The organism is Novosphingobium kaempferiae, assembly GCF_021227995.1.
Classification (GTDB): domain Bacteria; phylum Pseudomonadota; class Alphaproteobacteria; order Sphingomonadales; family Sphingomonadaceae; genus Novosphingobium; species Novosphingobium kaempferiae.
This window is the reverse complement of the sequence record NZ_CP089301.1, coordinates 5,514,191-5,527,156: the sequence shown is the minus strand read 5'-3', so window position 1 is coordinate 5,527,156 and position 12,966 is coordinate 5,514,191. Positions and strand designations below refer to the sequence as shown.

Below are 12,966 nucleotides of genomic sequence, written 5' to 3'. Positions count from 1 at the left end.
CCATGATCCGCTCCCGCCGTCACGCCCTGCGCGACATAGCCGCAGTCGGCACCGCTCTGCTGTTCTGCCCGAGCGTGGCCTTCGCCGCCGCGCCGGGCGAGCGACGCTTCGTCTTCGTCATCCAGCGCGGCGCAGCCGACGGGCTGCATACACTGGTCCCTCACGGAGACCCCGACTATGCGCGACAGCGGGGTGCTCTCGCGGTCGATCTAGCGGGGTTGACGAAGCTGGACGGCATGTTCGGCCTTCATCCCGCGCTGGCGGAGACCGGCAGGATGTACGGCGCGGGGCAGGTCATCGGCTTCCACGCGGTCGCCTCGGCCTATCGCGAGCGGTCGCACTTCGACGGGCAGAACGTGCTGGAGACGGGCGGCAGCCGTCCCTACGCGCTCAAGGACGGCTGGATGAACCGGCTGGTTGCCCTGATGCCGGGGCAGAAGGCCGAGCCCATCGCTTTTGCGCCCACGGTGCCGCTCGCCCTGCGCGGTGCCGCGCCCGTGACCTCATACGCCGCCTCCGGCCTGCCGCGCGCGACGGATGACCTGATGGCGCGTGTGGAGCAGCTCTATTCGCAGGATGCGGCGCTCCATGCCTTATGGACTGCCGCGACGACCACCCGCGATCAGGCGGGAGAGGACGCCAAGGGTCAGGATCCCGCCACCGTCGGCAAGCTTGCCGCCGGGTTCCTTGCCCGCCCCGACGGTCCGCGCATCGCCATGATCGAGACCGGCGGGTGGGACACGCACAGCGGGCAGGCCGGGAGGCTGGCGGCGCAATTCAAGCGGCTCGATACGCTCCTCGCCGCGCTGCGTGACGGCATGGGGCCCGCTTGGGACAAGACGGTGGTCCTCGTCGCCACCGAATTCGGGCGGACTGTGGCGGTGAACGGCACCGGGGGGACCGACCACGGCACCGGTTCCGCCGCGCTGCTGGTCGGCGGTGCGGTGAAGGGCGGGCGCGTGATCGCGGACTGGCCGGGGCTTGCCACACAGGCGCTCTACGAAGGGCGTGATCTGCGACCTACCGCCGCGCTGGAGGATATCGTCGCCGCCACCGTTTCCGAAACCTTCGGCGTGGATGCGACTTCCCTTTTCCCGGATAGGGCAAGGAAAGTACCTTTTGGAGGACTTATTCGACTCGCCCAATAATGCTGCAGGTTATCGGCGGCGACCGAAATAGCATGCGCTACTGGTCACAGCAGGAAGATCATGCCGGACTTCGGGCAAAACCGGCGTCGTGCCATCGGGGCATGGGCATCGGCTCCGGTGCGGGACACTCCGATTTCGGGGCGCCGGGTGGTGCGCAGGCGCACCGATCTGATCGCCGAACGCGACAAGCCTGGGATGAGTGTCAGCGATAACTGCACCGAACTGACCTCGAACGCCGTCCTCGCCTGGTGTGGGGAAATCGGGGTGGAGGGTACTTATTGCCCCGGGCAAGCCGAGGCGGAACGGCTACGTCGAGAGCTTCAACGGTCGCATGTGCGACGAAGTGCCCCATGAGAGCTTGTTCCTGAGCCTGGGCCATTTCCGGGTGGTGATCTGCGCCTGGCCAGAGAATTACAATCTGGAGAGGCCGCACTCATGCGCAACAAAGCTGCTCCAATCCGTGCTGGTGGGAACCTGAGCCTCACGTCACACGTCGCGAACAATCAAGGCCGCTTTCATTGCAGGGTTGCCCTCGCAGTTCCAGGCCCTCTAAGCTCCAATCACGTCAAGGACATGGAGTGAGGTTTTGGAGACAGTTTCGATCGTGCTTTTCCTGCTGCTGGCGGTCGTCGTCAGCGGTGCCGTTGCCAGAATGTTGCCGTTTTCCGTACCCACGCCGCTGGTGCAGATCGCACTTGGCGGGGCCATCGGCCTTTCTACCTCGCACCGGGTTGATCTCGATCCAGAACTGTTTCTTTTTCTCTTCCTGCCGCCACTGCTTTTTCTCGACGGCTGGCGAATTCCCAAGGACGAGCTTTTCAAGGATGCCTCGACGGTAGTCGAATTGGCCTTGGGGCTAGTGCTCATGACCGTGATCGGCATGGGGTTCCTGATCCATTGGATGATCCCCGCGATGCCGCTGGCGGTTGCGTTTGCATTGGCTGCGGTCGTTTCGCCTACCGACCCCATCGCGGTTTCCGCGATTGCTGCGCGTGTGCCCATTCCCAAGCGGATGATGCATATCCTAGAAGGGGAGTCTCTGCTCAACGACGCTTCGGGGCTTGTCTGCCTGCGTTTCGCGGTGGCGGCGGCGTTGACGGGGACGTTTTCCGCGAGTTCGGCAGCGTTGAACTTTGTTTGGGTCGCGGGCGCGGGGCTGGCGATAGGCGTCGTCGTTACCCTTGTGGTCACGCGGGTCAAATCCTGGGTAACGAAGCGCTGGGGTGAAGATACCGGATCGCAGATCCTGGTGAGCCTCCTCATTCCGTTCGGTTCCTATCTGCTCGCGGAGCATCTCCATGCGTCCGGCATTCTCGCCGCCGTCAGTGCGGGCGTGACGATGACGTATGCCGAGATATCGAGGCAGGCACTTGCCGTCACGCGGATGCGGCGCAATTCCGTGTGGGACATGGTCCAGTTCACGCTCAACGGCATCATTTTCGTGCTGCTGGGGGAGCAGATGCCGGGCATTCTGGCCGGGGCGAAGCAGACGGTCGCGGCGACCGGCCACAGTCAGCCATGGTGGCTTGGCGTCTATATCCTCGTCATCGTGGCGGGCCTTGCGGGGCTGCGCTTCCTGTGGGTCTGGGCGTCGCTCAAGCTGACGATCCTTCGCCGCGCACGTCGGGGCATCGGCGTGCAGAGCCCCGATTGGCGCCTGATCGCGGCGACATCGGTGGCCGGTGTGCGAGGGGCGATCACGCTGGCAGGTGTGCTGACGCTGCCGCTTACTCTGGATGATGGAACTCCGTTCCCCACGCGCGATCTGGCGATCTTCCTCGCGGCCGGGGTCATCGTGGTTTCGCTCGTTCTGGCCAGCCTGGCATTGCCGATATTGCTCAAGGGGCTGGCCATGCCGCCGGAGCCGGTTCGGCAGGCCGAGGAGGACGGTGCCCGCATAGCGGTGGCCGAGGCCGCCATTCAGGCGATCGAACGGCATCAGCACGCGCTGGCCGAAAGCCATGGCGAGGCCGACATCTACGCCGACGCAGGCGGGCAGGTCATGACGCTCTATCGCGAACGGATCGAAGGGTTGAGCGAGCGCCAGACCAGCGAGGCGGTGCGCACGGGGAACCGGTTGCTGCGCGAGTTCAGGCTGGTGGGCGTGAAGGCGGAGCGGACCGCGCTGCTGAAACTCGTCCGCGGGCGGCAGATCAACAGCGAGACCGCGCGCAAACTCACGCGCGAACTGGACTTGTCGGAAGCACGCTATCTCGGCTGAGCACCGCGCGCAGTTCTGACTGGGCCAAGCCACTGCGCCGCTGCTGCGCATCGAGCGTCGCCTGCGCCATCGCGCGGTAGGCGTCGAGCAGTTCGGGGCTGCCGTCGGATATCGCCTGCAGGTGCCGTGCAACAGTCCCAGCATCGTCACGCAGGATCGGCCCGGAGAGAGCCGCATGCCCGCTGACGAGGCTGTTTTCCAGCGCGGCGCGGGCAAGCGGGGCCAGCAACGAGCCGGGCTCAGCTACTCCAGCGCTGGCAAGAGCCTCGGACGCCCCGGCGATCAGGGTCACGAGATGGTTGGCCGCATGGCACAGCGCGGCGTGATACAGGGCGCGCTGTGCCTCTGCGATCTCGACCGCAGTGCCGCCGAGGGCCGCCACGATCGTCCGGGCCTGCGCGGCCGCGTCCGGGCTCGATCCGGTCACGGCGAAGCGGGCCGACATCATGCGCTCAACCTCGCGCCGGGGATTGCCGGTGAAGGTCATGGCGGGATGCACCGCGGCGGTGCGCGCGCCTGCGTTTTCGAGCGGGTCGAGGATCGTCGTGCCGCTACCCCCGCTGACGTGGAAGATGAAGCGCCCGGCGACCATCGGGTTCGCGGCCATGGCTGCGACCACATCGGGAATCGCATCGTCGGCAACGGCGATGGCGATCACGTCGCACGCCTCGAGCAACTCCGACAGCCGGTCCACGGCAAGGCAGTTGCCGATCTCTGCGACGGCGGCCTGTGCCCGTCCTGCCGAGCGCGACCAAATCAGAGGCGCGGCGGCCGAATGCGGGCCAAGTCCAAGCGCCATGGCGCGACCGACCCGGCCGGCTCCGACAATGCCGATCCGGCCGAGGGGGAGAAGGTCATCCATGCACCTGCGCATAGCGCCTTCCGGACGAAGTTGCACGGCGGGCGGGAAGCGGCGTATGGATTGCCCCCAAAGCTTCGCAACAAGAGTACCATGACATGATCGAAATGGTTATCGAACAGCGCCGCCGCAGCCTTGGCGGCGGGCTGGACGTCGGGCGCGTGCTCCCCTTCGCCAAGCGGCGCATGGTGGGGCCGTTCGTATTCTTCGATCACATGGGGCCGCTCGATGTCGCGGCGGGTGCGGATCGCAGCCTCGATGTCCGCCCGCACCCGCATATCGGCCTGTCGACCGTGACGTACCTGTTCTCAGGCGAGATCATGCACAGGGACAGCGTGGGCTCTCACCAGCCGGTGCGCCCGAACGAAGTGAACTGGATGACCGCCGGCAGCGGCATCACCCATTCGGAGCGTTTTGAGAAGGCCCGTGCCGTCGGCGACCATCTGCACGGGATTCAGGCCTGGGTGGCCTTGCCACAGGAGGATGAGGAGACCGATCCGGGCTTTTCCCATCACGCAGGCGACGACCTGCCGCAGTGGAGCGAGGCCGGTATCCAGGGCCAACTCATTGCCGGAAGCGCCTACGGCCTCGTTGCAGGGGCGCGGACGCATTCGCCGCTGTTCTATGCCCACCTCGACATGGAGCCGGGTGCGACCGCTGAAATCCCTTCGGGTCATGCGGAACGGGCAGTCTACGTCGCTACGGGCGCAATCGAGATCGACGGCGCGCGGCACGAAGCCGGACGGATGCTGGTGCTCGGCGCGGCTGTGTCGCGGATGACGGCGGCCGAGCGCTCGACGGTCATGGTGCTCGGCGGCGAACCGGTCGGCGAGAGGTTCCTTTACTGGAACTTCGTATCGTCATCGAAGGACAGGCTCCGGCAGGCGGCAGAAGACTGGAAGGCGGGGCGGATGAAACTGCCGGACGCCGACGACCAGGAATTCATTCCGCTGCCGGATGACCCGTTCATGAAGCCACCGGCGATGTCCTGAAGAACCCGGCGCGCTCGCTGCCCATGGTTTCGTAGGCGGCGGGCCGCGCGATCCGCAGTCTGATGCGGGCCGCGTCCAGCGGTTCGCTCAGGATCGCTTCGTAATCCTCGCCGAGCAGCCACGCGGCTCGTCGCCCGTTCCGATAGCCCTCCCGGATGGCGCGCAAGGCGCCGCCGCCACCGGGCGTGCGGCAAGCCTTGAAGGCCGCGCCGAGCGCGATGAATGCCCAGCCGAGCCCGCCGGTCTGCGCGTAGGAGAATGCGACGAGGCAGGCCTCGCCGAGCGGGTCATCGGCCCGGTAACCTGTCAGGATGTGCCAGATGTCGTGGACGTCGCGGGTGCGCCTGCCGAACCAGGCATGCGGGTGCTCCGCTTCGCTCGCCATGCCGTCCTCCATGCTCACGGCGGCCAGTCCCTTTGCGGAATAGCCTGTTCTTGTGAGAAAGTCGGCATAGGCTGCGCCGACGCTCGATGGCGGACAGGAAGCTACGAAGCTTGCGTCCGAAAGAAGCCGGGCCAGTTCGGTTCGGCGGTAGGCGATCCGTCCGCCGGCTTCCGTGCGCAGCAGACGCGCGTATCCCTTGCCTGCCGACCCCGCATTCAGGGCGCGCATGATGCGGAACACTTGCGCAGTGTCGTCGGCATTGGACAGCAATTGCCGCAAGGCATTCAGGGCTGCGCCCCAGTCCCTGCGTGTGGCGAGATCGAAACTGCCGGAATTGCCTGACATCGAGCTTTCCTTTCAGCAGCGGCATGGGAAAGTGATTGAACCGCTTGGCTACTGCGATAATATGAGCATCGCTCACATTCGAAAACTCGCGTTCGCCTCACTCCACTGGCGCAGGTGAAAAATGGCGGAAGATAGCCGATCCACGGTCCGCACGCCGCGTCAGGGACGGGCGCTGCACAAGATCGAACTCATATTGGAAGCCGCGATCCGACTCGTCGACAGCGGCGGCATGGGTGCGTTGACGACCAACGCGGTGGCGCAAACCGCTGGGGTCAGCATCGGCACGCTGTACCAGTACTTCCCGAATAAGGAGGCGATCCTCGATGCGCTGGCCGACCGGGAAATGGCCGAACTCTCCCAGCGGGTGATCGCGGCGCTGTCGGACGCCTCGATGCATGACGCGGGGGAGAAGGTGTCACGCATCGTTCGGGCCGTCACCTGCGGCTATGGCGAGAGGCGGCAGGCTCACCGGCTTGTCGCGGAATACTCGCTGTCGCGCGGTGGCGGGCGGCTGACGCCGTTGATCGAACGCGTCATCGCCTTGCTGACTGCCGGTGATGCCGAGGCTGAGCAAGCCGGTTTTGGCGCCACCGAAGCCTTCGTGCTGACCAACGCATTCGCCGGAGTGCTGCGCGCGATGATCCTGGGGCATGAGGACGGCGAACCTTCGCAAGCCGACATCGAGGCTGCGCTCAAGCGCCTTGTCATGGGCTTCGTACAGACCTTGCCAGGCGATTGAATCCGAGGGATTGTCCGGGCACTGCGCGGTTCGGGGTTCCAATATGCTGCGTTGCACCTATATGCCCCGTAGCGGCAGCGCCCGCGACAAGATGGGCGCGCCGGATGGGGGATCCCAGCCGTCCGTAACCCGGAAAGTCCGAACATGCCTTCAATCGCCCGATATCTCGAGGTCCATCCATGAGGCCGCGGCGGCGAGGTATGGCTTCGGTCAATGCCGAAGTGCGCGACGGCATCGTGCCTGCCGCAGGGTCACTGGCAAAGACGAAGGATCTCGGCCCTCCCGAATCCAGCCCGAATTATCGGCTTGTCGCGCTGATCGTGGCCTCGGCGCTGTTCATGGAATTCGTCGACTCGACTGTTCTGGCGACGGCCTTGCCAACCATGGCGCGCGACTTTGCGGTACGGCCGCAGGAGATGAGCGTCGCGCTGACATCCTACCTGCTCGCGCTGGCCATCTTCATCCCCGCGTCGGGCAAGCTGGCGGATCGCTTCGGCTCGCGCACCGTGTTCCGCAGCGCCATACTGCTCTTCGTTCTCGGAAGCCTCGCCTGCGGGCAATCCCGCACGCTCGAGATGATCGTGGTGTCCCGCTTCGTGCAGGGCATGGGGGGCGCGATGATGATCCCGGTGGGGCGGCTCGTCCTGCTGCGGTCGGTCGCCAAGCGGGACATGGTCAATGCGATGTCGTGGCTGCTGGTGCCGGCGCTGATCGGGCCGATCCTCGGCCCGCCGCTGGGCGGATTCATCGTGACCTACCTCGACTGGCGCTGGATATTCTACATCAACCTGCCGATGGGCGCGCTGGGCTTCTGGCTGGTGGGGCGGTACATCGCCAATATCCGCGAGGATGATCCCGGCCGTTTCGACGCCCGCGGTTTCGTGTTGAGCGGCGTATCGCTGGGATGCCTGCTGTTCGGCTTCGAAATGGTCAGCCGACCGGGCGAGGGCGCCATGGCGGCGATCCTGATCGTGATCGGCGGCGCCGCCGGAGCGCTCTACGTCCGACATGCCATCGGGCGAGAGGGGGCGATACTCGACCTTGGATTGCTGCGCGATCCCACGTTCCGGCTGTCCGTGATCGCCGGTTCGATCACGCGGATAACGCAGGGCGCCCAGCCGTTCCTGCTGCCGCTGATGATGCAGGTCGGCCTCGGGTTCACGGCGGCGAAGAGCGGTACCATCACCGTCGCTACGGCCATAGGCTCGCTGGCGATGAAGAGCTTTGCACCCCGCGTCCTGCGTCGCTTCGGTTTCCGCCGGGCGCTCATCTGGAACGGCATCATCGCAACCGCGGGCTATGCGATCTGCGGGCTGTTCGGCCCTAGCTGGCCGACCTGGGCGATGTTCTGCGTGCTGGTGCTCTGCGGCTTCTTCATGTCGTTCCAGTTCACGGCCTACAACACGATCGCCTACGACGGCGTGGACAAGCAGCACATGAGCAGCGCCACGGCATTCTACTCCACCTTCCAGCAACTGATGCTGTCCCTCGGTATCTGTGTCGCTGCGACGGCCCTGCATCTGGCTATGTTGGCCAATGGTAGCTCTACGCCCACGCTCAGTGACTTCTCGGTGGCGTTCTGGGTGGTCACTGCGATCTCCGTGACGGCCACGTTCTGGAACCTGCGCTTTGCAACGGATGCCGGAGCGGAAATCAGCGGACACGCGGCCCCATCGGAAGGCGACGAGGCGGAACAGCGCTCGGCAGCCTGACCTGACGCAGCCGTTCAGTGCAACCGCGCCTTGAGTAGAGGGCGCAGCAAGTAGTTCAAAACGCTGCGCTTTCCCGTCAGGATATCGACCTCGGCAACCATGCCGGGAATGATCGGCAGAGGCTTTCCGTCCCGGACAAGATGCGCGCCGTCGGTCCTGACAAGAACCTGATAGTAGGCCTCCTTGCCATGCACCGTCTCTTCCTCGATCGTATCGGCGCTGATCCTCTCGACCCTGCCCTTGAGGTCGCCATAAATCGTGTAGTCGTAGGCCGTTATCTTGACCTTGGCTGCCATTCCCGGAACGAGAAACGCCACGTCACGCGGCCGCACTTTCGCTTCGATGAGCAGGCGGTCGTCCATGGGCGTGATTTCCATGATCGGCTCGCCAGGCTGCACCACGCCACCGCGAGTATTGACCAGCACCGTATTGACCCGCCCGCGGACCGGTGAACGGATTTCCGTGCGTCGCAACTGATCGCCACGCTGCTGCATGATGGGATTGAGCGCGCTCAGCTCTGCCTGCTTGTTGGCCAGCTCGGTATAGGCTTCCTGCGCGTAGGTGTTCTCAAGTTCTACCAGCTTGCCGGTGAACGTCGCGATATCCTGTCGCAGCTTGAGCGCTTCCATCTCGCTGACGACCTTGCGTGCGGTGAGCGGCTGCACGATCGCAAGTTGGCCCTGAGCGATGCGAATCTGCTGCTGCAATGTGCTCCGACCTTCCTCCAACTTGCTGCGTCGCGACAGGAACAGTTCGCGCTCCGACCGGGCCAAAGCGCCGTTGAGCGGTAGCCCGGAAGGAAAGGTAATGGTTTGCTTGCCGAGGACTTCGGCATGCAGGCGAGCAATGGCCGCTTTCAGAACATCGGACTGGTTGGAGGTTTCCTCGAACGACGTCCGAAAATGCGTCGGATCGAGGCGCAGCAGCGACTGCCCTTGCTCGACCATGTCGCCTTCGTGGACAAGCATTTCCCCCAATATGCCGCCTTCGAGACTCTGAATCTTCTGCATACGACTGATCGGAACTACGCGGCCCTCGCCGCGTGTCACTTCGTCAAGACGGGCAAGCGCAGCCCATCCTACGGCGACGATTATGCAGGCCAACGATGCCCAGAATAGAGGACGATACAGAGGGCGTGTTCCGGTTCCAAGCGGATCGCTCAGTTCGCGGCGCAGGTTTTCAGCAACGATGCCATCAGTCTGCATGAGCAGCCTCGGCTTTGACCCGCATCGGCGCGCTATGCTGGGTGTTGGAGAGGATGCCATCCGAGGGGCCATCCATCGCCACAGTGCCGTCTCGCATCACTACGATGCGCTGGACCAGAGCGAGCATGGAGCGCTTGTGCGTGATCAGGATCAGCGTTCGGTTACCCAGCCAGCTTTTCATGCGGGCTATGAATTGTTCTTCTGCAGCTTGATCGAAAAAGGCGGTTGGTTCGTCGAGCAGCACGATCTGTGGATCTTGAAGCACCACTCTTGCAAGTCCTACCGCTTGGCGCTGCCCTCCTGACAGGCTGCGGCTTCCCGAAAGCTGCATATCGAGACCGAGGGGGTTGGCGCGAACGAAACGGCCCAATCCGACGTCGTCCAGTACGGCATACATGTCAGCATCCGATATTGCCTGACCCTCGAGATTTAAATTCTCCCGCAAGGAGCCGTGCATCAAGGCGACATCCTGCGGTAGAAAACCTATCGCAGCGCGGCGGTCAGCCGGATCGATCTGGGAGAGGTTGATCCCGTCAAGCATTATAGTGCCAGAACTGGCATCGCCAAAGCCGGACAGAATCCTCAGCAGTGTTGACTTGCCCGCGCCGTTGCCACCGAGGATTGCCAATTTCTCGCCGGCATCGATTGTCAGTTTCCTGACATCCACGACCGGGGGCCCGTCGTCGTATCGAGCGGTGAGACCGCTTATCGTGAAGTTTCCGCGTAACTTCTCAACTCTTGCGAAAATACGGGCTTCCGGACGTTCGACGGGAGCCGCCATGAGTTGGTCCAGCCCCTCCAAAGCGATGCGCGTATGCTGCCAGCGTGTGAGGATCGCCGCAGCTTGGGCCATGGGCGCAATAGCCCGCGCAGCGAGTAGTGAACAGGCGACCAACGCGCCGACAGTCATGTCTCCATTGCTGATCAGAAATACGCCAAATATGACGACTCCGACGTAGCAAAGTTGTTGCACCATCGCTGCGCCGTATGTCAGCGCGCTCGACAGCGAATGACTATGGCGTGCGGTTTCGGCAAGTTGGGCGGTGAGGGCTCGCCATATCATCATCGCGCGCCCCTCGCCGCGTCCTGACTTGATAGCTTCGAGGTTTTCGACGGCTTCGATCAAGATGCTGTTCTTGATCGCTCCTTCGCGCAGGCTCTGGCGCGACAGCCTGGCCAAGCTGCGCTGCATCAGCAGACTTGGCAGTATCATGAGTACGATTGCGGCAACGGGCACTATGACCACCCATCCACCAATCAAGGCGATGATTCCAAGGAAGATCAGCGTAAAGGGCAGGTCGCTGGCTATGGCGGCGCTGGAGGATGTGAAAAACTCGCGCACGCCCTCGAACTCACGGATTTGGCTGGTGAACGATCCGAGAGCTGCGGGGCGTGCTGAAAGTCGCGTCTGGAGGAGCCGTGCAAAAAGCTGGGTCGATAGCGTGAGATCAAGGCTCTTGCCCATCGTGTTCAGCAAGTGCCCCCGCATATGTCGGAGCAGGGCTTCGAACACTATGGCGAGGACCACTCCGCTTGCGAGAATCCACAGGGTATCAAACGCTGCGTTCGGTACGACGCGATCATAGACTTGCATGGCGAAAATGGCCGTTGCGATAGCAAGCAGGTTTGCCATCATCGCGCCCAACGCGACTTCAAGATAGCTTCTGCGATAACTTCGAAGGGCGCCGAAGAACCAATGCCGCCCGTTTCTGGCAATCGGGCCATGAATGCTATGGTCGTTACGAAACTGCGCCTTGGCAAAGATTGTCGTGCCGCTGTGCAGTCCAGCCAGATCGGCAACCGGCATTCGTTGCACGCCTCCGTCAGCGCTTGGCAGGCGCAAGATCGCATAGTCTGCTTCGATGGAGGAAAGGACCGCGCTTTCGCCATCCTTGAAGATCAATAATGACGGGAGCAGATAGCCGGGAATGGGGAGGCTGGAATCCCGAACCCGTGCGGTAATGTCCAGCCTCCGCATTGCCTGCGGGACCATGGACAGATGCAGTCTTCCGTTATCCAACGGCAGTCCATCGGCGAGCTCGCCAGCGCTCGTGTGGCGCCCCAGCATCCCTGCAAGGAGAACGAGGCCCTCTCGTAGCGGGTCTCGGCCTGGCATCGATGGACTGCGTTTCGTGGATGCCGCTTCGGTCATTCCATCTCCGTCGGAAGTTCGACCAGATCGGCCAAGCAACCTAATTGGGCCGCCAGGCGATACTGGATGCGTATCAATTGGAGCCGGACATCGTTCAGGGACCGCCGTGCGTCGAAATGCTCGCGTTGGATCGTCACGAGATCGACGATATCCCGCCTGCCGACCTCGAATTGCTCGCGGTAGACCTGACTCAACTGCGCGGCATCGACGACCTGACGTTCCAGCGCCCGTGCCTGCTCGACGAGTGCTGCACCGTTGGTGGTCAGATTGCGCAATTTACGTTCGATGTCGCGGCGAGCGGCAGCTTCATTCCACTGCGCAGCCGCGATGCGTTGGCGAGCGCCTTCGGTTCTATCGAAGGCGGAGAGCCCCTGCATGGGATTGACCCTGAGGCGTAGGGCAAGAATGCCGTCGCTCTGCATACGTCCGCCAATTTCCCGGCTGAGTGCAGTTGCCTCGACATTGACGCGAGGCAGAATAGAAGAACGCGCTTCGTCGTATTGCGCTCGTGCATGGTTCGTGGCTTCGACCGCTTTGCGGTAAAGCGGGGCGGCCTCAATGAGAGTTTCGAAGTTTGTCTTATCGATTTGGCCGAGCATGGGAGCAGGTGCAGGCTCGACCAATGCTTCGGCGGGCGCACCGACAAGCGTATCGAACTGCGCGACAGAATCCAGAACCATTCCCTGATCGCTGGCCAGACGCTGTCTGGCACGCGCCAGTTCGAGCGCCGTGCGGTCGGGTTCGCTACGATCTGCGTATCCGCTGTCGGTCCGCAGGCGTGTCATCCGGTCCAGATCTTCGAGGGTGCCAATCTGTGTTTGATCGACTTCGCATTGGCGTCGATACAACAGGACATCGAGATAAGTCTCGATAACGTCGAGTGCAGCCTCGTCGCGTGCGATCAGCCATTCTTCCTGGCGTTGCCTTTCGGTCGCGCGGGCGCCTCGCACCTTGCTTCGCGTCTGCCCCCAGTCATAGATCATCTGTGCGGCGGTCACTTCATACGCCCACTCGTCGGGGGTAACGTCCCGAGGGCCTCCTGACGCGGAAAGTGATGGCAGGTAACCTGCTTTCGCGACATCGACATCGACATGGGCCGCCTTCGCTTCCGATGCCGCTGCGGCCATGGACGGGTGGTTCAGGATGGCGGTCGCCACCGCTTCCTCGATCGTCATCGCCCGCGTGAAGGCAGGCGTAAGCAGCAACAT

General features: G+C 63.5%; 10 protein-coding genes and 1 pseudogene. 6 read left to right on the top strand and 5 right to left on the bottom strand.

The window, feature by feature from the left end; translation table 11 throughout:
* Positions 1 to 2: 2 nt before the first annotated feature.
* The 3 genes and pseudogenes from LO787_RS25215 (at position 3) to LO787_RS25205 (ending at position 3,369) form a co-directional block, all read left to right on the top strand.
* The gene (locus tag LO787_RS25215) at positions 3 to 1,148 is read left to right on the top strand and encodes a DUF1501 domain-containing protein (RefSeq protein WP_232493702.1); all 1,146 of its coding nucleotides are present in this window, start codon (positions 3 to 5) and stop codon (positions 1,146 to 1,148) included.
* A 111-nt stretch (positions 1,149 to 1,259) separates the two neighbouring features.
* Positions 1,260 to 1,584 (top strand): annotated as a pseudogene (locus LO787_RS25210) (integrase core domain-containing protein); the annotation flags it as partial.
* Between the two features lie 150 nt (positions 1,585 to 1,734).
* Entirely contained in the window at positions 1,735 to 3,369 is a 1,635-nt protein-coding gene (locus LO787_RS25205; RefSeq protein WP_232493701.1) for a Na+/H+ antiporter, read from the top strand.
* Here the strand turns inward: LO787_RS25205 and LO787_RS25200 are convergent.
* Positions 3,326 to 4,231, bottom strand: coding sequence for a Rossmann-like and DUF2520 domain-containing protein (locus tag LO787_RS25200; RefSeq protein WP_232493700.1), 906 nt, complete (start codon positions 4,229 to 4,231; stop codon positions 3,326 to 3,328). The genes LO787_RS25205 and LO787_RS25200 overlap by 44 nt on opposite strands.
* 95 nt (positions 4,232 to 4,326) lie before the next feature.
* Between LO787_RS25200 and LO787_RS25195 the strand changes: the two genes are divergently transcribed.
* Positions 4,327 to 5,220, top strand: coding sequence for a pirin family protein (locus LO787_RS25195; protein ID WP_232493699.1), 894 nt, complete (start codon positions 4,327 to 4,329; stop codon positions 5,218 to 5,220).
* Here LO787_RS25195 and LO787_RS25190 read toward each other — a convergent pair.
* Positions 5,195 to 5,884 (bottom strand): Coq4 family protein, encoded by a 690-nt coding sequence (locus LO787_RS25190; RefSeq protein ID WP_338045403.1) that lies wholly within the window; start codon positions 5,882 to 5,884, stop codon positions 5,195 to 5,197. The two genes, LO787_RS25195 and LO787_RS25190, sit on opposite strands and share 26 nt — an antisense overlap.
* A 187-nt stretch (positions 5,885 to 6,071) precedes the next feature.
* On the opposite strand from LO787_RS25190, the gene LO787_RS25185 reads away from it, so the two are divergent.
* The gene (locus LO787_RS25185) at positions 6,072 to 6,689 is read left to right on the top strand and encodes a TetR/AcrR family transcriptional regulator (protein ID WP_232493697.1); all 618 of its coding nucleotides are present in this window, start codon (positions 6,072 to 6,074) and stop codon (positions 6,687 to 6,689) included.
* Positions 6,690 to 6,889: 200 nt separating this feature from the next.
* A complete protein-coding gene (locus tag LO787_RS25180; RefSeq protein WP_232493696.1) occupies positions 6,890 to 8,401 on the top strand; it encodes an MFS transporter in 1,512 nt (503 codons plus the stop codon).
* Positions 8,402 to 8,415: 14 nt separating this feature from the next.
* Here the strand turns inward: LO787_RS25180 and LO787_RS25175 are convergent, their stop codons facing one another.
* Genes LO787_RS25175 through LO787_RS25165 form a run of 3 tightly spaced genes read right to left on the bottom strand, consistent with a single transcriptional unit; the run spans position 8,416 to position 12,966 of the window.
* Positions 8,416 to 9,606, bottom strand: coding sequence for an HlyD family type I secretion periplasmic adaptor subunit (locus tag LO787_RS25175; RefSeq protein WP_232493695.1), 1,191 nt, complete (start codon positions 9,604 to 9,606; stop codon positions 8,416 to 8,418).
* Positions 9,596 to 11,758 carry a type I secretion system permease/ATPase gene (locus tag LO787_RS25170; protein WP_232493694.1) on the bottom strand — a complete coding sequence of 721 codons (2,163 nt, stop codon included), beginning with the start codon at positions 11,756 to 11,758 and terminating at the stop codon, positions 9,596 to 9,598. The genes LO787_RS25175 and LO787_RS25170 overlap by 11 nt, the downstream gene beginning before the upstream one ends.
* Positions 11,755 to 12,966, bottom strand: coding sequence for a TolC family protein (locus tag LO787_RS25165; protein WP_232493693.1), 1,212 nt, complete (start codon positions 12,964 to 12,966; stop codon positions 11,755 to 11,757). Before LO787_RS25165 ends, LO787_RS25170 begins: the two co-directional genes overlap by 4 nt.

Bases quoted from the DNA above. Each gene is read 5' to 3' on its own strand.
- LO787_RS25215 (WP_232493702.1), top strand. From the start codon at position 3: ATGATCCGCTCCCGCCGTCACGCCCTGCGCGACATAGCCGCAGTCGGC.
- LO787_RS25200 (WP_232493700.1), bottom strand. From the start codon at position 4,231: ATGGATGACCTTCTCCCCCTCGGCCGGATCGGCATTGTCGGAGCCGGC.
- LO787_RS25195 (WP_232493699.1), top strand. From the start codon at position 4,327: ATGATCGAAATGGTTATCGAACAGCGCCGCCGCAGCCTTGGCGGCGGG.
- LO787_RS25185 (WP_232493697.1), top strand. From the start codon at position 6,072: ATGGCGGAAGATAGCCGATCCACGGTCCGCACGCCGCGTCAGGGACGG.
- LO787_RS25180 (WP_232493696.1), top strand. From the start codon at position 6,890: ATGGCTTCGGTCAATGCCGAAGTGCGCGACGGCATCGTGCCTGCCGCA.
- LO787_RS25175 (WP_232493695.1), bottom strand. From the start codon at position 9,606: ATGCAGACTGATGGCATCGTTGCTGAAAACCTGCGCCGCGAACTGAGC.
- LO787_RS25170 (WP_232493694.1), bottom strand. From the start codon at position 11,758: ATGACCGAAGCGGCATCCACGAAACGCAGTCCATCGATGCCAGGCCGA.
- LO787_RS25165 (WP_232493693.1), bottom strand. From the start codon at position 12,966: ATGTTGCTGCTTACGCCTGCCTTCACGCGGGCGATGACGATCGAGGAA.